This window comes from Cupriavidus sp. SK-4, assembly GCF_000611125.1.
Lineage (GTDB): Bacteria > Pseudomonadota > Gammaproteobacteria > Burkholderiales > Burkholderiaceae > Cupriavidus > Cupriavidus necator.
In genome coordinates this window covers 32,411-52,392 of the sequence record NZ_JFJW01000136.1, presented here as the reverse complement: position 1 = coordinate 52,392, position 19,982 = coordinate 32,411, and the positions used below count along the sequence as shown (strand labels likewise).

Annotated in this window: 17 protein-coding genes; 7 read left to right on the top strand and 10 right to left on the bottom strand. The window is 67.7% G+C overall.

Annotated features, from left to right (window positions below):
* From CF68_RS27345 to CF68_RS27310, 8 genes are all read right to left on the bottom strand, one after another.
* Positions 1-1,478: thiamine pyrophosphate-binding protein (locus CF68_RS27345; protein WP_235205897.1), on the bottom strand; the 1,478-nt coding region annotated here is incomplete at its 3' end.
* Complete coding sequence (locus CF68_RS27340) at positions 1,471-2,274, bottom strand: SDR family oxidoreductase (protein ID WP_035825059.1); 804 nt, start codon at positions 2,272-2,274, stop codon at positions 1,471-1,473. The genes CF68_RS27340 and CF68_RS27345, both read right to left, overlap by 8 nt.
* 5 nt (positions 2,275-2,279) lie before the next feature.
* Complete coding sequence (locus tag CF68_RS27335; RefSeq protein ID WP_035825082.1) at positions 2,280-3,134, bottom strand: IclR family transcriptional regulator; 855 nt, start codon at positions 3,132-3,134, stop codon at positions 2,280-2,282.
* 38 nt (positions 3,135-3,172) lie between these two features.
* The gene (locus CF68_RS27330) at positions 3,173-3,709 is read right to left on the bottom strand and encodes a cupin domain-containing protein (protein ID WP_013952364.1); all 537 of its coding nucleotides are present in this window, start codon (positions 3,707-3,709) and stop codon (positions 3,173-3,175) included.
* A 34-nt stretch (positions 3,710-3,743) separates the two neighbouring features.
* A complete protein-coding gene (locus CF68_RS27325; protein ID WP_035825057.1) occupies positions 3,744-4,517 on the bottom strand; it encodes an SDR family oxidoreductase in 774 nt (257 codons plus the stop codon).
* A complete protein-coding gene (locus tag CF68_RS27320) occupies positions 4,510-5,571 on the bottom strand; it encodes an aromatic ring-hydroxylating dioxygenase subunit alpha (protein WP_035825055.1) in 1,062 nt (353 codons plus the stop codon). The genes CF68_RS27325 and CF68_RS27320 overlap by 8 nt, the downstream gene beginning before the upstream one ends.
* A gap of 40 nt (positions 5,572-5,611) precedes the next feature.
* Complete coding sequence (locus CF68_RS27315; RefSeq protein ID WP_010811689.1) at positions 5,612-5,917, bottom strand: recombinase-like helix-turn-helix domain-containing protein; 306 nt, start codon at positions 5,915-5,917, stop codon at positions 5,612-5,614.
* Positions 5,918-6,168: 251 nt separating this feature from the next.
* Positions 6,169-7,053, bottom strand: a complete 885-nt coding sequence (locus CF68_RS27310) for an alpha/beta fold hydrolase (RefSeq protein WP_051591704.1) — start codon at positions 7,051-7,053, stop codon at positions 6,169-6,171.
* A gap of 329 nt (positions 7,054-7,382) precedes the next feature.
* On the opposite strand from CF68_RS27310, the gene CF68_RS27305 reads away from it, so the two are divergent.
* Both CF68_RS27305 and CF68_RS27300 read left to right on the top strand, forming a co-directional pair.
* On the top strand, positions 7,383-8,477 hold the full coding sequence (locus CF68_RS27305; RefSeq protein WP_035825052.1) for a porin: 1,095 nt from the start codon (positions 7,383-7,385) through the stop codon (positions 8,475-8,477).
* Positions 8,478-8,590: 113 nt separating this feature from the next.
* Complete coding sequence (locus tag CF68_RS27300; protein WP_035825050.1) at positions 8,591-9,580, top strand: tripartite tricarboxylate transporter substrate binding protein; 990 nt, start codon at positions 8,591-8,593, stop codon at positions 9,578-9,580.
* A gap of 38 nt (positions 9,581-9,618) precedes the next feature.
* Here CF68_RS27300 and CF68_RS27295 read toward each other — a convergent pair whose 3' ends face one another.
* Both CF68_RS27295 and CF68_RS39070 read right to left on the bottom strand, forming a co-directional pair.
* Positions 9,619-11,700: a 3-hydroxyacyl-CoA dehydrogenase NAD-binding domain-containing protein gene (locus CF68_RS27295; protein WP_035825047.1), complete on the bottom strand. Its 2,082-nt coding sequence runs from the start codon at positions 11,698-11,700 to the stop codon at positions 9,619-9,621.
* The gene (locus CF68_RS39070; RefSeq protein ID WP_035825044.1) at positions 11,697-13,082 is read right to left on the bottom strand and encodes an MFS transporter; all 1,386 of its coding nucleotides are present in this window, start codon (positions 13,080-13,082) and stop codon (positions 11,697-11,699) included. The genes CF68_RS27295 and CF68_RS39070 overlap by 4 nt, the downstream gene beginning before the upstream one ends.
* 533 nt (positions 13,083-13,615) lie before the next feature.
* On the opposite strand from CF68_RS39070, the gene CF68_RS27285 reads away from it, so the two are divergent.
* The 5 genes from CF68_RS27285 to CF68_RS27265 all read left to right on the top strand — a co-directional run bounded on the left by CF68_RS27285 (position 13,616) and on the right by CF68_RS27265 (position 19,961).
* Complete coding sequence (locus tag CF68_RS27285) at positions 13,616-14,800, top strand: acyl-CoA dehydrogenase family protein (RefSeq protein WP_035825042.1); 1,185 nt, start codon at positions 13,616-13,618, stop codon at positions 14,798-14,800.
* Positions 14,801-14,853: 53 nt separating this feature from the next.
* Positions 14,854-15,993, top strand: coding sequence for an acyl-CoA dehydrogenase family protein (locus CF68_RS27280; RefSeq protein WP_035825040.1), 1,140 nt, complete (start codon positions 14,854-14,856; stop codon positions 15,991-15,993).
* 307 nt (positions 15,994-16,300) lie between these two features.
* Positions 16,301-17,257 (top strand): ABC transporter permease, encoded by a 957-nt coding sequence (locus CF68_RS27275; protein ID WP_035825039.1) that lies wholly within the window; start codon positions 16,301-16,303, stop codon positions 17,255-17,257.
* Entirely contained in the window at positions 17,257-18,168 is a 912-nt protein-coding gene (locus tag CF68_RS27270) for an ABC transporter permease (RefSeq protein WP_035825038.1), read from the top strand. The genes CF68_RS27275 and CF68_RS27270 overlap by 1 nt, the downstream gene beginning before the upstream one ends.
* Before the next feature lie 125 nt (positions 18,169-18,293).
* On the top strand, positions 18,294-19,961 hold the full coding sequence (locus tag CF68_RS27265) for an ABC transporter substrate-binding protein (protein ID WP_051591703.1): 1,668 nt from the start codon (positions 18,294-18,296) through the stop codon (positions 19,959-19,961).
* The last annotated feature ends 21 nt before the right edge of the window (positions 19,962-19,982 follow it).

The following is a 19,982-nucleotide window of genomic DNA, read 5'->3' as shown; positions in this document are numbered from 1 at the left end:
CCGTGGGGGCGGCGGCCGCCGTACTGCGCGTCCTGGATGTTCTTGATCACGCCGTAGCCCTTGTCGTTCATCAGCACGATCACCATGTCGGCGCGTTCCTGCACCGCGGTGGCCAGTTCGCCCAGGTTCAGGATAAAGCCGCCGTCGCCGGCCAGCGTGAAGGTCTTCTTGCCCGAAGCGGTCGCCGCAGCACCGATCGCGGCGCCGATGCCCATGGCCAGGCCCTGGCCGATGCCGCCACCCAGCGCGTGCACGCCGGCACGCGAATCGAAAATGCGCAGATGGCGATTGCCCCAGGTGCTGTTCGACACGGTCACGTCGCGCACCCAGTTGAAGCTGCGGCCGACCGCGCCCTGCAGCGCCTGCACCAGCGCCGAGTACGGGCCCAGGCCGTCGACCAGGCCGTTGACGGCGGTGTCGTGGGCGCGGCGCAGGTCGGCGGCGAAGGCCGGGTCGATCTGCATGCGCTTTTCAAGCCGATCCGCCAGGGCGTCCAGCGCCAGCGCGGCGTCGCCGCTGACAAAGTAGTCGCTCAGGTAGCAGCGGCCTTCGGCGGCCGGGTCGGCGTCGATGCGCAGCAGCGGGCGCGGCAGCTTCAGTTCGTACTTCAGGGTTTCATTGCCGCGCAGGCGCGAACCCACCACCAGCATCGCGTCGCAGGTCTGGTAGAAGGCCTCGACCGGCTTGTGCAGGTTGTAGGCGCCCAGCGAGCGGGGATCGTCTTCCGGCACGATGCCGCGACCCTGCGTGCTGGTGACCACGCCGAAGCCCAGGTCCAGCAGGCGCTGCACCTGCTTGCTGGCGTGGCGCGCACCGCCGCCCAGCCACAGCAGCGGGCGCTTCGCCTTGGCCAGGCGCTCGGCCAGCGCGTCCAGCGCATGCGCCGACGGCACGTGCTGCGGCACCGGCAGCGGCTGCAGGTCGGCCGGCATGTCGATCAGCGCGGCCTGGATGTCGATGGGGATCTCCACGCTGACCGGGCCGGTCGGCGCCGTCAGCGCGGTCTGCACGGCCAGCTTGATGGTGCTGATGGCGGTGTCGGCGCTGCGGATGCGGAAGGCGGCCTTGGACACGGCCTTGAGCATGGTGAGCTGGTCCGGCGCTTCGTGGATGTAGGCGAGGCTCTGGTCCAGGTAAGGCGTTTCGATCTGGCCGGTGATGTGCAGCATCGGCGTGCCGGCGGTCAACGCTTCCACCATCGCACCAGCGGCGTTGCCCGCGGCGGTGCCGGTGCTGGTCAGGCACACGCCCAGGCCGCCCGTGGTGCGGGCGTAGGCGTCGGCCATGTTGGTGCCACCCGCTTCGCCGCGCGCCGGCACGAAGCGGATCTTGCCGCGCTCGCCCATGGCGTCGAGGATCGGCATATTGTGGATCGAGATCACGCCGAAGGCGGCCTTGACGCCGCACTGCTCGAGAAACGCCGTGATGGCGCAGCCGACGGTGACCTGCTGTTGCTCGTACTGTTGTTGATTAGGCATGACGGGAGTGTCCTCCGGAGATATCGATATGGCTGCCCGTGGTGTACGAAGACAACGGCGAGGCAAGGAACAGGATGGCGCGGGCTGCCTCGACCGGCAGGCCCAGGCGGCCAAGGGGAATATGTTTCTGCTGGGCCAGGCGCGCGGTCCATGCGGCCCAGTCCAGGTGGTGGTCTGCTTCAGGGCGCGCCTCGAAGCGGCGGTGCCACTGGCCCGATTCGACCAGGCCGATCAGGATGCCGTTGACGCGGACACCCTTGGGCGCAAACTCGGTGGCCATCGAGCGCACCAGGTTGAGCACGCCGGCGCGCGCGGCCGAGGTCGCCACCATATGCGGCTCCGGCTGCTGCGCCAGCAGCGAGTTGACACAGACGATCGCACCCTGGCCCGACTTCTCGAGCTGCGGCAGGAAGGCACGCGTCGGGTGGATCACGGAGAAGAACTTGAGCTGCAGCTCTTCCATCCAGGCAGCGTCTTCGGTGTTGGCGAAGGTAGAAACACGGCCCTGGCCGGCGTTGTTGACCAGCATGTCGACGTTGCCCAGCGCGGCCTGCACGGCAGCGGCGAAGGCGGCGACCTGTTCAGGCTTGAGCACGTCGCAGGTGGCGGCATAGAGCCGGCACCCGGGGAATTTCTCGCGCAGCTGCGCTTCGGCGCTGCGCAGGCGGTTCTCGTCGCGGCCGCACATGGCCACGGCGGCGCCCGCTTCGAGCAGCAGCTCGACGGTCGCCAGCCCGATGCCGGAGGATCCGCCGGTGACGACGGCAACCTTGCCGCCGAGTTCAATCATGGACATTGTCCTCACTCCCGATACAGATTCACCACCTTGGCGCCGCTGCTGCGCAGCGACGGGCGGTAGTCGAGCAGGCGCGACAACTCGCCCGCGGTATCCCTGACCTTCTCCACCATCGCATCCAGTTGCGCCGGATCGATATGCGCGGCGGGGATGGTGGCGCCCAGCGCCGCCACTACCTTGCCGGTGCGATCGCGCACGGGCGCGGCGATGGTGGAAATGCTGGCTTCGAAGAAGCCTTCCTGCAGCACGTAGCCGCGCTCGCGGTCGCGCTGGACGATCTCGTGCAGCTCATCAACGGTGCGCGGCGTGCTCTCGGAGAACACCGCAAGCTGCGTCTCCGGATACAGCGCGCGCAGCTCCGCCAGCGACAGGTCTTCCAGCAGCACGCGCCCCAGCACCGTGGCATGCGCGGGCAGGCGCGTGCCGACGTTGACCGAGCTGGCAAACGGCCGCGGCGACACCGCCTTGGCCACGTAGACGATCGAACGCCCGTCGCGCACCACCAGGTTGCTGGGGTAGCCGATCTCGTCGCGCAGCCGCTCCAGCAGCGGGCGGCCCAGCTCGGTCAGCTCCAGCGACGCCAGGTATTCAAACCCCAGGCGCAGCACGGCCATGCCCAGCCGGAAATCCCGGCCGCCATCGGCGCGCTCGACAAAGCCCAGCATCTCCAGCGTGGCCAGCAGGCGGAACACGGTCGAGCGCGGCACCTTCAGGCGGCGCGCCAGTTCCGCTGCCGACATGGTGCGGTCCTTGCTACTGAACTCGCTCAGCAGGCGCAGGCCGCGCTCCAGGCCCGGGACGATGTACTTGTCCGGGGTCTCGCTGGCGGCGGGCGTGGCCGGGATGGGGTTGCTGCTCATGGCTTCGGTGGATGCGTGCTGACGGACGTTCGCCGGCATCAGCGCTTGATCTTCGTCAGCGGATGCTCGGGCGGGTAGGTCGGCGTGATCGGCTTCTTGGCGCCCAGCATCACGCACATCAGCGCGTCTTCCTCGCCGATGTTGATTTCCTCGCGGTAGACGCCCGGCGGCACCGAGACCAGGTCACGGTCGGTCAGGATGGTCTCGAAGCGCTCGCCGTCCTTCTCCAGGATCAGCTTGACCTTGCCGCGCAGGATGAAGAACACCTCTTCCACGTCGGTGTGGATATGCGACGGGCCTTCATGGCCGGCCGGGATGATCATCGTGGAGAAGGTGAAATGCTCGCTCGGCACGGTGTTGGTGTCGGCGGCCACGCCGGTGCCGCCGGTGCCCAGGTAGCGCATCTGCGCGCGGCGGTACTTGGGGTCGTAGTCGGCCTGGAACTTCAGCGCGTCCCAGTCGTACTTGCGCGTGGAGAAGCGCGCCACGCGGCTTTCCATCCACTGGTCGAACGAGGCGTCCTCCGGCTGGTCCCAGGAACGCTTGATGTTTTGTGGTTGAGAAAGATCGCTCATTTGGATTCCTTCTGTTTTCAGTGGATCGGTTGGATCAATGCATGACAAAGCCGCCGTTGACCGCCAGCGTCTGGCCGGTCACGAAACGGGCGAGGTCGGACAGTGCAAACAGCACCGCGCCGCAAACATCGTCGGGCAGTTGCTCGCGCGTGATCGCGCGCTGCTCGCGGTACAGGTCGTGCCGGTGCTGCGGCACGTATTCGGTGGCTTCCACCAGCGTCAGGCCCGGGGCCACGGCGTTCACCGTGATCTGGTCCTTGCCCAGTTCACGCGCCAGCGAGCGGGTCATGCCGATGATGGCGCTCTTGCTCGCCACATAGGCCAGCAGGTTGGGCGCGCCCCACAGCGGCGTGTCGGACGCCAGGTTGACGATGGCGCCGCGGCCGCTGGCGCGCAGCGCCGGCAGGCAGGCGGTGGTCATCAGCCAGGTGCCGCGCACGTTGACGTTCATCACGCGGTCCCAGGTGGCGATGTCGATGGCGGCGGCGTCACGGCCGCCGGAATCCGTCACGGCGGCGTTGTTGACCAGGCCGTCGAGCCCGCCCAGCGCCTTGACCGCGGCCTCGGCGCAAGCCTGCACCGAGACCGGATCGGACAGGTCCAGCGTGACCGGCACCACCTTCAGGCCGCGCGCGCGCAGGGCGTCGGCTTCCTGCTGCAGGCGCTCGGCCAGGATGTCGGCCATGGCCACGGTGGCGCCGGCTTCGGCCAGCGACTTGACGAAGGCCAGGCCCAGTCCGCGCGCGGCGCCGGTGACCAGCACCTTGCGCCCGGCCAGCAACGTATTGTTGGTGTTTGCCTCAGGCATGGCTGGCGGCTCCGGCGGGTTGCAGCATGGCGACGGGCTCGTCGGCCACTTCCTGCTCGGCGCGGCGCTTGAGCACGCGGCGCACGCGGGTAATGCCGGCGTCGTGCTGGTACAGCATCTCGTGGTCGCGCGCGTTCGGGGCCATCATTTCCAGCACCACGCGGTCCTGCTCCAGCACGTCCCAGTGCAGCTGCTCCAGGCGGTTGCGGTACAGGAAGCGCCACACGTCACGCTCCCAGCCCTGCACGTGGCGGGTACGCCAGAAGAACACCATGCAGTGGTCTTCATCCACTGGCGTGGCCATGCCGACGATGCCGAACGGGCCGCCGGGGCCGACACTGGCGCGGTATGGAATCGCCAGGCGCAGCCACAGCGTGCCGGTCTCGCCAAATTCGACCCAGTCGAAATTGACGCCGCGCTGGCCGGTCTTCTCGAACACCAGGCCGTGCTCGGTCTCGCGGATCTGCATCACGGCGGACTTCTCGCCGCTGGCCATCGAGTGCGACACCGCATGCAGGTAGGCGCCGTGCATCGGGTCCATCACGTTGTCGATGGCGTAGCGGTAGTTGCAGTCCCAGTGCGCCACGCACAGGAAGTTGCTGTGCTCTTCGCTGACCAGCTCTTCCGGCAGGCGCAGTTCGTCGGGGCTGCCCTCGCCTTGCGGGGCCTGGTCGCCGAACCACAGGAAGATGGCGCCGGCCTTTTCCTGCACCGGGTAGCTGCGCACGCAGGTGCGGCCTTCCAGCGGGCAGCTTTCCACCGCCGGCACGCTCTTGACCTGGCCGTCGCCACCGACCTCAACGCCGTGGTACCAGCAGGCAACGCGGTCGCCCAGGTTCCAGCCCATCGACAGGCGCGCGCCGCGGTGCGGGCAGCGGTCTTCCAGGGCGTGGACCTGGCCTTCGCCGTCGCGCCACAGCACGATGTTCTGGCTCAGGCGGGTGATGCCGATCGGGGCATGGGACACCGCCCACGAGGCGGCGACCGGGTACCAGTAGTTGCGCAGGCCGGTGTTCAGGCGGGCTTCGGTGCGGGCTTGCTTGTTCGATTCCATGGTTTTCTCGCTTCGAGGCTGGACTTGGACTGGGGCGGGCTCAGGCACCCAGCCGGCGCATTTCGGACAGGAAGCGCTCTTCGGTCCAGGGCTGGCCGTCCACGCCCAGGAAGCCGGCGTCATTGAAGGCGCGCACGATGTCCTGCGGGTTCTGCGCGCCGCCTTCGAACGCGGCTTCAAGGGCATCGCCCAGCGCGTTCTCATAGGCGGTCGGTGCGGCGGCGCGGGTCTGCCAGACGATGTTGGCGACCTTGCCGGGTTGCTCGATATGGCCCTTGCCTGCCACGTTGTTCGGCGCCGGACGCTCCCAGGGCACCAGGTTCGGGTTGTACGAGAGGCTTTCCATTGCGCTTTGCTCCATGTCTTGCAGCGGGGGGACCGTGTTCCGCGTGCCTCGTCGACCGGTCTTGCGATCGCCTGGCTACGTTTTACTAATGAAACACTGGTTTAGATATTGAACACAGGTACGACTATAGACAACGCGGCCGCAAAAATTGACTGGGGTTAACCCGCGATCAGCACTACGAAATCTGGAAGGGGTGGCGCAAGCTGCGCGCCACCGCGTGGGATGCCGGGGCAGGCGCCGCCGCGGTGGCTTCAGGTGACGTCGTCCAGCACCGAGCGGATCAGCCGCGCGGTGGCGGCGGCCTGGTCGATATAGCAGGCGTGGCCGGCATCGGGAATCAGCGAGAACGGCAGGCCGAAGCGTTCGGCCAATGTGCCGCAGGCTGGCGGCGTGGTGACGACATCGCGGCTGCCGCAGGCGATCTGCGTGGGCAGGGCATCGGGGCGCCGCGCCAGGTAGGCGTGGATGTCGTCGCCGCACAGCATCGCCACCGCCTGGCGGTAGCCGTCCGGGTTCAGCCGCTGCATGTTCCAGCGCACCCATGCCTGGGCGCCGGGGTCGGCCTCCTCGCTCAGCAGCCGGGCCGGCCCGCGTTGCGCCAGCCCGTCCACGCCAAGGGACTCCAGCGCCTCCAGCCGCTGCCGCGCCACCTCCCTTGCCTGCGCTTCCCTGCCCACGCCGCCGTAGCCTTGCGCCACGCTGAGCAACAGCAGGCGCGCGGGCAGCTGGCGCGCGTTGGCGACATAGGCTGCCGCCATCAGCGCGCCCAGCGAATGCCCGACGATCAGCGCCGGCTGCACGCCCAGTGCCTGCAGCAGTCCGTCCAGCCGCTGCGCATAGTCAGACGCCAGCGGCCGCGCCTGCGGCAGCGGCGACGAATCGCCATAGCCCGGCGCATCCCAGGCGATCACCCGCGCGTGCGCGGCCAGCAGGCTGGCGCACGGCAGCCATGACGCCGCCCCGGAACTGATGCCGTGCAGCAGCACGACCACCGGGCCCGTGCCCCCGCCGCAGCGGTAGGCCACGCGCTCGCCGCCCGCGCCCATCTGCACCACGCGCTGGGCAAAGCCGCTGTCGAGGGCTTCCAGCAATTGCCGGTCTGGATCGGCTGGGATGTGGGGGTGATTTTGTTCCATATATAAAACTTTGATTTGGAAATAAAACTTTTAAAGCATAGGCGTGCCGGGGCGCAGCCGGGATGAGGGTTAACGATAGAAAGATCGGAAACCTGCGCGCAGAGCCGGCGTTAGCCGTCGTGGCGCCGCCTCACTAGGGATAACCCTCCTCACATTTTGTGGAAACTCACAGCTATATTTTGCCTGACGTTTCTTATGTTGTTTGATGTTTCATATATAAAACACAAAAGAGACCGAAACAACATTCGCGGCCGCCATCCGCAGTGGCTGCGGACGACAAGACGACAAGACGACAAAACGGAAAACGGAAAACGGAAGGAAACTGGTAGATGAAACTTGCACGAATCGCCGCGGGCCTGGCCGCGGCTTTCCCCCTGCTGGCCTCGGCACAATCCTCGGTCACCCTGTACGGGGTCATCGACACGGGCGTCGAGTATGTGAGCAATGTCGGCGCCAACGGCGACGGGCTGGTGCGCATGCCCAACCTGACCGCGACCGTGCCTTCGCGCTGGGGCATCCGCGGCACCGAAGACCTGGGCGGCGGCCTGAAGAGCATCTTCGTGCTGGAGTCGGGCTTCTCGCCGGATTCGGGCACCTCCAACCAGGGCGGCCGCCTGTTCGGGCGCCAGGCGCTGGTCGGGCTGAGCAACCAGTACGGGCAGCTGTCGTTCGGCCGCCAGTACACCATGCTGTTCTGGGCCACGCTCGACAGCGATGTCCTGGGGCCCAACGTGTACGGCTCGGGCTCGCTCGACAGCTACCTGCCCAATACGCGCGCCGACAACGCGGTGTCGTACAAGGCCAACTTCAGCGGCTTCGTGGTGGGCGCCACCTACAGCTTCGGGCGCGACGCGGTCAACGCCGGCCCCAGCCCCTCGGGCACCAACTGCGCCGGCGAGAACGCCGCCGACAAGAAGGCGTGCCGCGAGTGGTCGGCCATGCTCGGCTACGACAACAAGACCTGGGGCGTCACCGCCGCGTATGACTCGCAGCGCGGCGGCCCGGGTGCCTTCGGCGGCCTGACCAACAGCAACCTGACCGACGACCGCCTGTCGCTGGGCGGCTACATGCTGTTCCAGCGCACCAAGATCGGCGCCGGCTGGATCCGCCGCGACAACGAGGGCAGCCCCACGCCGATCAGCGACCTGTACTACGCCGGCGCGTCCTACGACATCACCCCCGCGGTCAACCTGGCTGGCCAGGTCTACTTCCTGAACTACCACGGCAGCGACAACCAGGCCATGCTGTATACGCTGCGCGCGATGTACAGCTTCAGCAAGCGCACCTCGGTGTACGCCACCGCCGGCTTCATCAACAACGGCGGCCAGCTGGCCATGTCGGTCAGCGGCGGCTCGCCTGGCTCGAACCCGCGCCCGGGCGAGAACCAGTGGGGCTCGATGATCGGCATCAAGCACGTTTTCTGATTTCCTCCGCGCCCCCCGGCGGTACCGTCCGGCGCATGCAACGCGCCGGACGCCAACACAGCCCATTGGCCCCGGCCCGTCCGGGCGCCACGTCTTACAGAGGTCTGCACATCATGAAGTCCGTACGCCGCAAAGTACTCGCCACGCTGGCCGCCGCGACCGCGCTGGTCGCCATCACCGGCACTGCCCTGGCCCAGGGCGCATACCCGAACAAGCCCATCACCATCGTTGTGGCCTATCCGGCCGGCGGCGACGTCGACGTGCTGGCGCGCATGTTCGCCGAAAAGCTCGCCCCGCGCCTGAAGCAGTCGGTGGTGGTGGAAAACCGCACCGGCGCCGCCGGCACCATCGGCAGCGCCTACGTGGCGCGCGCCAACCCGGACGGCTACACTCTGCTGCTGGCCCCCAACACCGTTGCCATCGCGCCGCTGGTGCTCAAGGCCGGCACCGGCGCCAGCTATGACGTGCAGCACGACCTCACGCCCATCAGCCAGATCGGCACGCAATCGCTGTTCGTGGTGGTCAACAAGGGCAGCGGCATCACCAAGGTCAGCGAGCTGGTGGCGCGCGCCAAGGCCGGCAAGGTGGAAACCTATGCCACGCCCGGTAATGGCTCGCCGATGCACATCATGGGCGAACTGTTCAACAAGTCCGCCGGCATCAAGATCAGCCAGGTGCCCTACCGCGGCCTGGCGCCCGCCATCGTCGACGTGATCGGCGGGCAGGTGCCGGTGACCTACATCACCTACGGCGCGATCTCGCAGTATGTCGGCAACGGCAGCCTGGTGCCGCTGGCAGTGGCGGACCAGAAGCGCTCGCCGTTCGCGCCCAACGTGCCGACGCTGGCCGAGCTGGGCTACAAGGATGTGGAGATCGGCGCCTGGCAGGCCCTGCTCGGGCCCAAGGGCATGCCGGCCGACCTGGTGCGCACGCTCAACGCGCACGTCAACGAGATCCTGAAGATGCCCGACGTGGTGGCGCGCATGGCCACCATCGCGGTCACGCCTTCGGGCGGCGAGCCGGCGGTGCTGTCGAAGCTGATCGCCGCCGACACGGCCCGCTACACCAAGGTGGTCAAGGAGTTCGGCATCCAGGCCGACTGAGTTCGCCCGCCGCGCCGGGGGACTCCCCCCGGCGCCCTCTATTTGAGGTCCGCAAACTTGCGGCCCTGCGCCACCAGTTCCTCCAGCAGCGGCGCCGACGCGAAGTCCGCGCCATAAAGCGCCTCGTAGCGCCGCATCGCCGCCAGCACCTTGTCCAGGCCGATGGTGTCGGCATAGAGCATCGGGCCGCCGCGATACACCGGCCAGCCGTAGCCGTTCACCCAGATCACGTCGATGTCCGAGGCGCGGATCGCCTTGCCCTCCTGCAGGATCTTCGCGCCTTCGTTGATCATCGGATAGATGCAGCGCTCCAGGATCTCCTGCTCCGACACCACGCGGCCGGTCCTGCCCTGTTTCGCGGCGAAGTCGCGAATGACCTGCTCGACCACCGGCGACGGCTTCGCGTTGCGCTGTTCGTCGTAGTCGTAGTAGCCGGCGCCGGCCTTCTGCCCGCGGCGGTCCATCTCGCACAGCACCTCGCGCAGCGTCGAGCCGCTGGACTTCTCGCGCACCCAGCCGAGATCAAGCCCGGCGAGATCGCTCATGGCGAAGGGGCCCATCGGAAAGCCGAAGTCGTACAGCACTCGGTCCACGTCCCACGGCAGCGCCCCGTCCAGCACCAGCTTCTGGGCCTCGCGCTGGCGCTGGGCCAGCATGCGGTTGCCGACAAAACCCCGGCATACGCCCACCAGCGCCGCGACCTTGCCGATCTTGCGCGCGAGTTCCATCGCGGTGCGGATCACCGGCTTTGCCGTCTTGTCGCCGCGCACCACTTCCAGCAGCTTCATCACGTTGGCGGGCGAGAAGAAATGCAGGCCGATGACCGCCTCAGGGCGCGAAGTCGAGGCCGCGATCACGTTCACGTCCAGCGCCGAGGTATTGGTGGCAAGGATGGCGCCCGGTTTGGCGATCTGGTCCAGCTTGCCGAACAGATCCTGCTTGACCTCCATGTTCTCGAACACCGCTTCGATGATCAGGTCGGCATCGGCCAGCTGCTGCAGGTCCAGCGTGGGCGTGAGCAGCGCCATGCGGGCCTCGACCTCGGCCGCGCTCAGGCGCCCCTTGCGCGCGGAATTTTCATAGTTGGCCCGGATCGTCTTCAGGCCGCGGTCCAGCGCCTGCTGCGAGGTCTCGACGATGGTCACCGGGTAGCCGGCGTTGAGGAAGTTCATGGCGATGCCGCCGCCCATGGTGCCCGCGCCGACGATGCCGATGCGCTTGACCACAAGCGTGGGCGTGTCGGCTCCCACATCGGGCACGTTCCATACCTGGCGCGAGGCAAAGAAGTAGTAGCGCTGTGCCGCCGACTGCGTGCCGTTGAGCAATTCAGTGAACAGTTCGCGCTCGCGCTTCAGGCCGGCTTCGAACGGCAGCTCCACCGCCGCCTCGATGCAGCGGATATTGAATTCGGGCGCATCGAAGCCGCGAAAGCGGCGCGCATTGGCCTTGCGGAAGACAGCGAACAGTTCCGGCTTGCCGCGCGCGGCTGCCACCTTGTCGTCGGATTCGCGCACCTTGCGCAGGGGCCGCTTCTCGGCCACCACCTTGCGCGCGAACGCGACCGCGTCGGCACGCAACGAGGCGTCGTCGGTCAGCAGGTCGGCCAGGCCCATCTCCGCCGCGGCGCTGGCCGCCACGTGCGTGCCCGAGGTGACCATCTCCAGCGCCTTTTCCGGGCCCACGATACGCGGCAGCCGCTGGGTGCCGCCCGCCCCCGGCAGCAGGCCGAGATTGACTTCCGGCAGCCCGCACTTTGCCGAGCGCGTGGCGATGCGGTAATGGCACACCAGCGCCAGCTCCAGTCCGCCGCCGAGCGCGGTGCCGTGGATGGCGGCCAGCACCGGCTTGGGCGCGTCCTCGATCATGGCCTGCACCTCTGCCAGCGACGGGCCCGCCGGCGGCTTGCCAAACTCGGTGATGTCCGCGCCCGCGACAAAGGTCTTGCCGGCGCAGATCAGCACCACGGCCTTGACGGCATCGTCGGCGAGCGCGCGCGCCATGCCGTCGCGAATGCCGCTGCGCACGGCGGCGGACAACGCATTGACGGGGGGCGAGTCGAGGGTCAGGACGGCGATGTCGGCGTCCACCGTGAGGTCGGTCACGGCGTTGATGGCGGTCATGGATCGGTTCTCCTGGATTGGATCGGTGTGGGGTGCCGGTGCAGGCCCGGCGGATGCTCAAGCGCCGCCCTGCGCCGGCGCGGGTCGACAATGCGCAGGGCCAGCACGAAGGCGGCGCACTTGACCAGGATGGCGAGCGCGAACACCACCCAGAAGCGCACGCCCTGGGCCAGCAGGCCGCCGCAGACCGGGCCGACGGCCATCATCGCGAAAGTGGCGGTATCGGACACCGCCAGCAGCATGGGCCGGTCCTTGCGGCTGCCGAACTCCATCACCAGGTTGTCCGCGGAGATGAAGAAGCCGCCAAAGGCGGCGCCCAGTCCGCAGAAGGCAAGCAGGAAGCCGGGCAGCGTGGTGCCGCACAGAAGCAGCAGCGTTGCCGCCACCCACAGCGCGATGCTGGCCAGGAACACCAGCCGGTAGCCGTGGCGGTCGGCGATGCGGCCCCAGGCCAGGCTGCTGGTGGTCTGCGCCAGCAGGTAGGCCAGGCTCATGTAGCCCAGCACCGCGCCGGACAGGTCGATATGGGTGCTGGCATAGATCGCATAGAACGGCATCGCCATCATGCCGAACGCCACCAGCGCGCGCGCCACGAAGAAGCGCACGAAATCGCGGTCCGCGCGCAGTAGCGCCGGCACCTCGGCCAGGCGGCGCAGGAAGCCCGCCGGCAGGCGCACGTCGTGCAGGGTCGGCTCGCGCATCTGCGTGAGCGCTGAAATGCCGATGCTGGTCAGCACGAAGGCCGCCAGGAAGGTGGCGGCATAGCCGTTGCCCAGCACCTGGTTGCCCACCAGGTAGCGCCCGCCCAGCCACGCCACCGCGGCCGCCGTGAGCCCGCCGCAGAAATTGCGCAGCGCGGTCAGCCGGCCGCGGCGCGCCAGCGGGATGATCTTGGAGGTCAGGTAGTTGAAGCTGACGTTCTGCACCCCGTTGAGCAGCCCGAACAGCAGCAGGAAGATGCCCGCCGCGACCAGCGCCGCCTCTCCCGACAGCCACAGCGCGGACAGCGCCAGCCCCAGGATCTGCGCGCGCACCAGCCAGCCCACCAGGTAGATCAGCGGCATCACGCGCGGGCGGTGCTCGATCAGCGTGGCGCCCCAGATCGACGACGCGGCCATGCCCGCATATTGCGCGGACAGCACGATGCCGATGGTCAGCTTGGAGCCGGACAGCAGGTACAGGTAGGCCGGCACGAAGGTGGGCGCGGTCACCAGCCTGAACCCGGTCATGCCCAGCATGCCGTGCGCCAGGTACGCACGGGCGTTGCGCGGCAGGTGCTGGTCGACATGCCGGAGATAGCACCGCTCAGCCTGTTCATGCGCGCTCAGGTCAGGTCCCTCGTCGGGACCGGCTACCCGCTCGGGGGTCCGCTCGCCTGTCATGCGCCGTGACCTATGCCGCCTGAATCCACCCAGCGCACGCGGTCCGGCGCACGTGCACCGGGAGACGAAACGGTTCGCTGGTCGAGCGAAGGCATGACGACGGGCACGGCTTGGTCTCCCTATGGCACCGGTCTGCGTTGGCAACTTGCCTGTCCGGCATCCCACGCAACCGGTCTATCCCGACTTTTAGTGATAGCGGTATGTTTTGAATGGATGCTACCACAGGAAACATCTTCAACGCCTGGCCTTCCTTTCACCGGGCGACTACGTCGTATTACCGCCTAATTCCTAGGATATTTCGTGCTGCATCGCAACCTCAGGCATGACCCATGGTCTGCAATGCGTGCACTTCTGACATCCGGACGCTGCGCCCATCACATCCATTTTAGGTAATTGAGTATTGACGCTGCCAGATGCGACTTGTATAACGGGATACGCCGCCTGGCCGACCAGCCAGGTGCGGGCGACCTCACCGGCAGCGCGCCAGAGAAAGAGGCGTCCAGCGACAGGCACCTGAAAACAAGGAGACACGCGTGGACGAGTTGGAGACCTTCCGGCAGCAGGCGCGCGCCTGGCTGGAGCAGAACTGTCCGGCCGAGATGCGGCAGCCGGTGCGCAACGAAGACGACATCTGCTGGGGCGGGCGCAGGTTCCGCTTCCAGTCCGAGGCCCAGCGCCAGTGGCTTGGCCGCATGGCCGACAACGGCTGGACCGTGCCCGAATGGCCCACGGAGTACGGCGGCGCCGGCCTGCCACGTGAGCAGGCCAAGGTGCTGCGCGAGGAAATGGCCCGGCTCGGCTGCCGCGTGCCTCTGCAGAGTTTCGGCATCTCCATGCTTGGCCCCGCCCTGCTCCGCTACGGCACCGAAGCCCAGAAGCGCGAGCACCTGCCCCGCATCGCCCGCGGCGAGATCCGCTGGTGCCAGGGCTACTCCGAGCCCAACGCCGGTTCCGACCTGGCCGCGCTGCAGACCCGTGCCGAGGACCGCGGCGATCATTTCCTGGTCAACGGCCAGAAGGTGTGGACGTCCTATGCCGACCAGGCCGACTGGATCTTCTGCCTGGTGCGCACCGATGCCGCGGCGCAAAAACACACCGGCATCAGCTTCCTGCTGTTCGACATGGAAACGCCGGGTGTGACGACCCGGCCCATCCCGCTGATCTCCGGCAAATCCCCCTTCTGCGAGACCTTCTTCGACGACGTCGCGGTGCCGCGCGCACAACTGGTCGGCGAGCTCAACCGCGGCTGGGAGATTGCCAAGTACCTGCTCACCCACGAGCGCGAGATGATCAGCGCCATCGGCAGCCGCGGCATGCGGCAGCCGCTTGGCGCGCACGCGGCAAAGGCCATCGGGCTGGACGCCGCCGGCCGGCTCGACCAGCCGATGCTGCGCGCGCACGTCGCGCAGTTCGAGATCGACGAGGCCGCCTTTGCCGCAGCCGGCGAGCGGGTGCGCGACCTGGCCCGCCAGGGCGAGGGCATCGCGGCGTTCTCGTCGGTGCTCAAGTACTACGGCGCGGAACTGAACAAGCGCCGCTACGAGCTGCTGATGTCGATCGGCGGCAGCGACGCGCTGGAATGGGAAAGCGAGCGCAGCCAGCAGGGCGCGCTGGCACGCGCGTGGCTGCGCAGCAAGGCGAACTCGATCGAGGGCGGCACCAGCGAGGTCCAGCTCAATATCGTCGCCAAGCGCCTGCTCGGCCTGCCGGGCGCCTGAGCCCGGCCCCGCGCGCTTCCCCCGCTGCCCCGTACCCAGACACGAGTCCGCCCATGCCCATCGTACTGAACCAGACGCAGGAAATGCTGCGCGACAGCGCCCTGACCTTCCTGCGCGAATCCGCCCCGATCTCCGCGCTGCGCACGCTGCGCGATACCCGTGACGAGACCGGCTTCTCCCGCTCCTTGTGGCAACAATTTGCCGAACTCGGCTTCGCCGGCGTGCTGGTGCCCGAGCAATATGGCGGCAGCGGCTTGGGCGTGGTGGAGGCCGGCGTCATCATGGAAGCGATCGGGCGCACGCTGGCGCCCTCGCCGTTCCTGTCCACCGCCGTGCTGGGCGCGGCGCTGCTCACCCACTACGGCAGCGATGCGCAGCGCACGGCGATGCTGCCCGCCATCGCCGCCGGCAAGCACCTGACCGCGCTGGCACTGGAAGAGAGCGCCAGGCACCGGCCCACGCGCCATGCCCTGCGCACAAGCGCCGACGGCGACGGCTTCCGCCTCGATGGCGACAAGGTCTTTGTCGTCGATGGCCACGTCGCCGACACCCTGATCGTGGCGGCGCGCACCACTGGCGCGCCCGACGACCGCGACGGCATCACGCTCTTCCTGGTGCCGGCCGGCAGCGCCGGCCTCTCGATCGAGCGCACGGTCATGGCCGACGCCACCAATGCGGCGCGCGTGACCCTGCGCGAGGTCCGGCTGCCGGCCGCCGCTGTGCTGGGCACCCCCGGCAATGGCGCCGCCATGCTGGAGCGCGTGCTGGACGTGGGCCGCGCCGTGCTGGCATCCGAACTGCTCGGCATCGCCGACGAAACCTTCGAGCGCACGCTTGCCTACCTGAAGGAGCGTTGCCAGTTCGGCCGCATCATCGGCGAATACCAGGCGCTGCAGCACCGCGCCGCGCACCTATTTACCGAGATCGAGATCACCCGTGCCGCCGTGCTGCAGTGCCAGCAGCGGCTCGATGCCGGCACGGACGACGCCGCCGGCCTGGTCTGCGTGGCCAAGGCGCGCGCTGGCACCAGCGCAACCCTGGCCGTGCAGGAGGGCGTGCAGATGCATGGTGGCATCGGCATGACCGACGCGCTGGAGATCGGCTTCTTCATGAAGCGGGCACGCACCGCCCAGGAACTGCTCGGCGATACCAACGCCCAGTTGCAGCGCTGGGCGACGCTGCGCGGCTACTAGCCGGCGCGCGTCCCGCACACCGCCGCGGGGCCATGGAAAACCACTAGCTTTTCCGCGCGGCAATCGGGTTGTTTTCGTTTCGAACGATCAGTATGCTGGGATCACGGCCTCGCAAGACCGCCCGCAACGGTATTTCGCCACCGGCGAAATGCCAGTAATCACTCCCCATCAGCAGCATAATCCTGTGTTGGCGGATGCAAAGGGATCGGGAGACAGGAGACGACATGCACCAAGCATCATGCAGATTCGTGTTGCCGGTATCCTCCGTTTCGGCTAGCCGCGCCAACGCGGCGCTGCGAGGGCTGCGATGAGCGCCTACGTGCTGCGCCGGCTGCTGGCGCTGGTCCCCACGCTCTTGTTCGCCAGCCTGATCGTCTTCACCATCGTGCGCATGGTGCCCGGCGATGTGGTCGACCTGATGCTGAGCCAGAACGACATCAGCGCCGATACCCGTACCCGCGAAGACCTGGTCCGCGCCCTCGGCATGGACCGCCCGATGTGGCAGCAGTATGTGCACTGGGTCGGCGGCATCGTGCTGCGCGGCGACCTGGGCCAGTCCCTGTGGCAGGGCGAGCCGGTGCTGTCGATGGTGACCGCGCGCATCCCCGCCACCTTCTCGCTGGGCGTGATCGCGCTGGTGGTGGCGCTCTCGGTAGCGCTGCCGATCGGCGTGCTGTCGGCCATCCGACAGGACAGCGCCGCCGACTACATTGCGCGCTCATTCTCCATCCTGATGCTGGCCATCCCCAGCTTCTGGCTCGGCACCATGGTGATGGTGTTTCCCTCGGTGTGGTGGGGCTGGTCGCCCGAGGCCCGCTACGTGCCCTTCCATGAAGACCCGGTGCAGCATGTGCGCAATATGCTGATCCCCGCCATCGTGCTGGGCATGGCGCTGTCCGCCATCACCATGCGCATGACGCGCACCATGATGCTCGAGGTGCTGCGCCAGGACTATATCCGCACCGCCTGGGCCAAGGGCCTGAGCGAGCGCCTGGTGGTGCTGCGCCACGCCCTGCGCAATGCGCTGATTCCGGTGGTGACGCTGATCGGGCTGCAGGCGCCGCTGCTGATCGGCGGCGCGGTCATCATCGAACAGATCTTCGCGCTGCCCGGCATGGGCCTGCTGCTGCTCGACGCCGTGCATCAGCGCGACTATCCGGTCATCACCGGCGTGTTCCTGGTGGTGGGTGTCGCGGTGATGCTGATCAACCTGCTCGTCGACCTGAGCTACGGGCTGTTCGATCCGAAAGTGAGGCACCGCTGATGGCCAAACCCGCCCTGCACCCCAATCCCGCCGCCCCCGCTGCCGCACCGGCCCGGCGCGCCGTGCCCGGCCGCGGCCTGCTCAGCCGGCTGTTCCGCGACAAGCCGCTGGGCGCCGCCGGCGCCGTCATCTGCGCCATCTTCCTGTCCTGCGGCGTGTTCGCCGACCTGCTGGCGCCGTATGGCATGAACGAGATCAACATGCTGCAGCGGCTGCAGGCGCCCTCCTGGGCGCATCCGTTCGGCACCGACAACCTTGGCCGCGACATGCTGTCGCGCTGCCTGTACGGCGCGCAGCTGTCGGTGGTGATCGGCCTGAGCGCGGCCACGCTGGCCACGGCGATCTCGGTGCTGCTCGGCATCCTGACCGGCTACCTCGGCGGCAAGCTTGACCTGATCGTGCAGCGCATGGTCGATGCCTGGATGAGCTTCCCGGACCTGGTGATCCTGATCGTGGTGGTCTCGGTGCTGGGCCCCGGCAGCTGGCAGATCGTCTGCACGCTGGGGCTGCTGCTTGGCATCGGCGGCTCGCGCATCGTGCGCAGCGCGGTGGTCTCGGTGCGCGAGAACATGTATGTCCACGCCGCGCAGTCGATGGGCGCGTCAACCACGCGCATCCTGTGGCGCCATATCCTGCCCAATGTGCTGCCCCCGGTGATCGTGCTGTTCACCACCCGGGTCGGCACGGCAATCCTGGCGGAATCGGGCCTGTCCTTCCTGGGCCTGGGCGTGCCGCCGCCCGCGCCCACGTGGGGTGGCATGCTGTCCGGCGACGGCCGCACCTTCATGTTCCAGGGCCCCTGGCTGGCGCTGGCGCCGGGCATCTGCCTCACCATCGTGGTCTACGCGATCAATATCTACGGCGACGCCCTGCGCGACCTGCTGGACCCACGCATGCGCGGCACGCGCTAGCGCCCGCCCGAATAGCAATCCCCGCCGCGCTGGCGCGCGGGGCACGGATTTCCCGCGCGGCCATGCCGCCGGGCCAACGGCAGTCGACCACGGAGGGCTTCGGTTTGAACACACAGGCATCCTCGATGTTGGCGGGCGTGGTGCTCGCATTGTGCGCAGCCACGGCGGGCGCGCAGAGCGACGCGCCCAAGTACGGCGGCACGCTGGAGATCGGCTCGGTCTACCCGACCATCTCGGCCCTGTCATGGGACCTCGCCGACTGGAACTGGAAGCAGAACTACGACACCGGCCAGGTCTACGAGCAGCTGTTCGTGGCCGACCTGTCCAAGTCCAGGCGCCTCGGCGGCAAGTACAGCTTCCAGGCCGACGCGTGGCTGCCCGAGGACGCCATCCGCGGCGAACTGGCCGAAAGCTGGAAGTGGCTCGATCCGCAGACGCTGGAAGTCAGGCTGCGCAAGGGCGTCAGGTTCCCGGCCAAGCCCGGCGTGATGGAAGAGCGCGAACTGGTGGCGGACGACGTGGTCTTCAGCTACACGCGCCAGGCCGAAAGCGCGAAGAAGATCCCCACCTATTTCGACCACCTCGCCAAGGTGGAAGCGAAGGACAAGCATACGGTGCTGTTCCGCTTCAGCAAGTACAACGCCGAGTGGGACTACCGCTTCGGCTGGGGCTACTACTCCGGCATCATGCCGAAGGAGGTGGCCACCGCCGGCGCCGGCAACTGGAAGCACGTCAATGGCAGCGGCCCGTTCCAGCTGACCCAGTTCGTGCAGGGCAACGCCAGCACCTATACGCGCAACGCCTTGTACTGGGATACCGAGAAGGTGGGCAGCAAGGATTTCAAGCTGCCCTTCGTCGACAAGATGGTGCTGCGCACCATCAAGGACGAAGCCACGCGCAACACCATGCTGCGCACGGGCAAGCTCGACGTCATGGAAGGCATACGCTGGACCTCGGTGGAAGAGCTGAAGAAGAGCGCGCCGCAGCTGCAGTGGTCGCGCTGGCTGTCCTTCACCGGGCAATACCTGGCCATGCGCGTTGACACCAAGCCCTTCAACGATATCCGCGTGCGCCGCGCGCTCAACATGGCGGTCAACAAGCAGGAGATCGTCAAGCAGTACTACGGCGGCAACGCGGAACTGTTCGCCTATCCGCAGCACCCGGACTATGTGGGCTACTTCGAGCCGCTCAGCGCCATGCCGGAGAACGTGAAGGAGCTCTTCACCTACAACCCCGACAAGGCCCGCAAGCTGCTGGCCGAGGCCGGCTACCCCAAGGGCTTCAAGTTCAAGGTGCAGGTGTGCGCATGCGCCCCGGACCATATGGAGCTGCTGCCGCTGATCGCCGCGTACCTGGAACAGGTCAATGTGCGCATCGAAATCCAGCCGATGGAGTACGGCGCGTTCCTGTCCGCGATGACGACCCGGACCAATGCGCCCGGCTACATGATGGCCAACGGCCATACCAATCCCACCACCACGATCCGCAAGAGCTTCGTGCCGGGGCAGGTATGGAACGCCGCGCAGTGGGGCAACGACGCATACACGAAACGGGTCGAAGCCGCCTTCGAGCTGCGCGATCTCGGCAAGCGGCAGGAAGCGCTGCGCGGGCTCACGCGCGACATCCTGGCCGAGGCGCCCTATATCTGGCTGCCCACGCCCTACATGTACACCGCCTGGTGGCCGTGGGTGCGCAACTACGGCGGCGAGCTGCGCGCGGGCGCGGTGCGTCCCGGGCCGATCTATGCACGCATGTGGATCGACCAGGACATGAAGAATAAGCTTGGCTTCTGAGACGCGCCACCCGAGGAGACA

What these genes read in the sequence shown, in the direction of transcription:
- CF68_RS27320 (WP_035825055.1), bottom strand. Translation starts at nt 5,571, where the DNA reads ATGGAATCGAACAAGCAAGCCCGCACCGAAGCCCGCCTGAACACCGGC.
- CF68_RS27335 (WP_035825082.1), bottom strand. Translation starts at nt 3,134, where the DNA reads ATGAGCAGCAACCCCATCCCGGCCACGCCCGCCGCCAGCGAGACCCCG.
- CF68_RS27305 (WP_035825052.1), top strand. Translation starts at nt 7,383, where the DNA reads ATGAAACTTGCACGAATCGCCGCGGGCCTGGCCGCGGCTTTCCCCCTG.
- CF68_RS27280 (WP_035825040.1), top strand. Translation starts at nt 14,854, where the DNA reads ATGCCCATCGTACTGAACCAGACGCAGGAAATGCTGCGCGACAGCGCC.
- CF68_RS27270 (WP_035825038.1), top strand. Translation starts at nt 17,257, where the DNA reads ATGGCCAAACCCGCCCTGCACCCCAATCCCGCCGCCCCCGCTGCCGCA.
- CF68_RS27300 (WP_035825050.1), top strand. Translation starts at nt 8,591, where the DNA reads ATGAAGTCCGTACGCCGCAAAGTACTCGCCACGCTGGCCGCCGCGACC.
- CF68_RS39070 (WP_035825044.1), bottom strand. Translation starts at nt 13,082, where the DNA reads ATGACAGGCGAGCGGACCCCCGAGCGGGTAGCCGGTCCCGACGAGGGA.
- CF68_RS27340 (WP_035825059.1), bottom strand. Translation starts at nt 2,274, where the DNA reads ATGTCCATGATTGAACTCGGCGGCAAGGTTGCCGTCGTCACCGGCGGA.
- CF68_RS27295 (WP_035825047.1), bottom strand. Translation starts at nt 11,700, where the DNA reads ATGACCGCCATCAACGCCGTGACCGACCTCACGGTGGACGCCGACATC.
- CF68_RS27315 (WP_010811689.1), bottom strand. Translation starts at nt 5,917, where the DNA reads ATGGAAAGCCTCTCGTACAACCCGAACCTGGTGCCCTGGGAGCGTCCG.
- CF68_RS27265 (WP_051591703.1), top strand. Translation starts at nt 18,294, where the DNA reads ATGTTGGCGGGCGTGGTGCTCGCATTGTGCGCAGCCACGGCGGGCGCG.
- CF68_RS27275 (WP_035825039.1), top strand. Translation starts at nt 16,301, where the DNA reads ATGAGCGCCTACGTGCTGCGCCGGCTGCTGGCGCTGGTCCCCACGCTC.
- CF68_RS27330 (WP_013952364.1), bottom strand. Translation starts at nt 3,709, where the DNA reads ATGAGCGATCTTTCTCAACCACAAAACATCAAGCGTTCCTGGGACCAG.
- CF68_RS27325 (WP_035825057.1), bottom strand. Translation starts at nt 4,517, where the DNA reads ATGCCTGAGGCAAACACCAACAATACGTTGCTGGCCGGGCGCAAGGTG.
- CF68_RS27310 (WP_051591704.1), bottom strand. Translation starts at nt 7,053, where the DNA reads ATGGAACAAAATCACCCCCACATCCCAGCCGATCCAGACCGGCAATTG.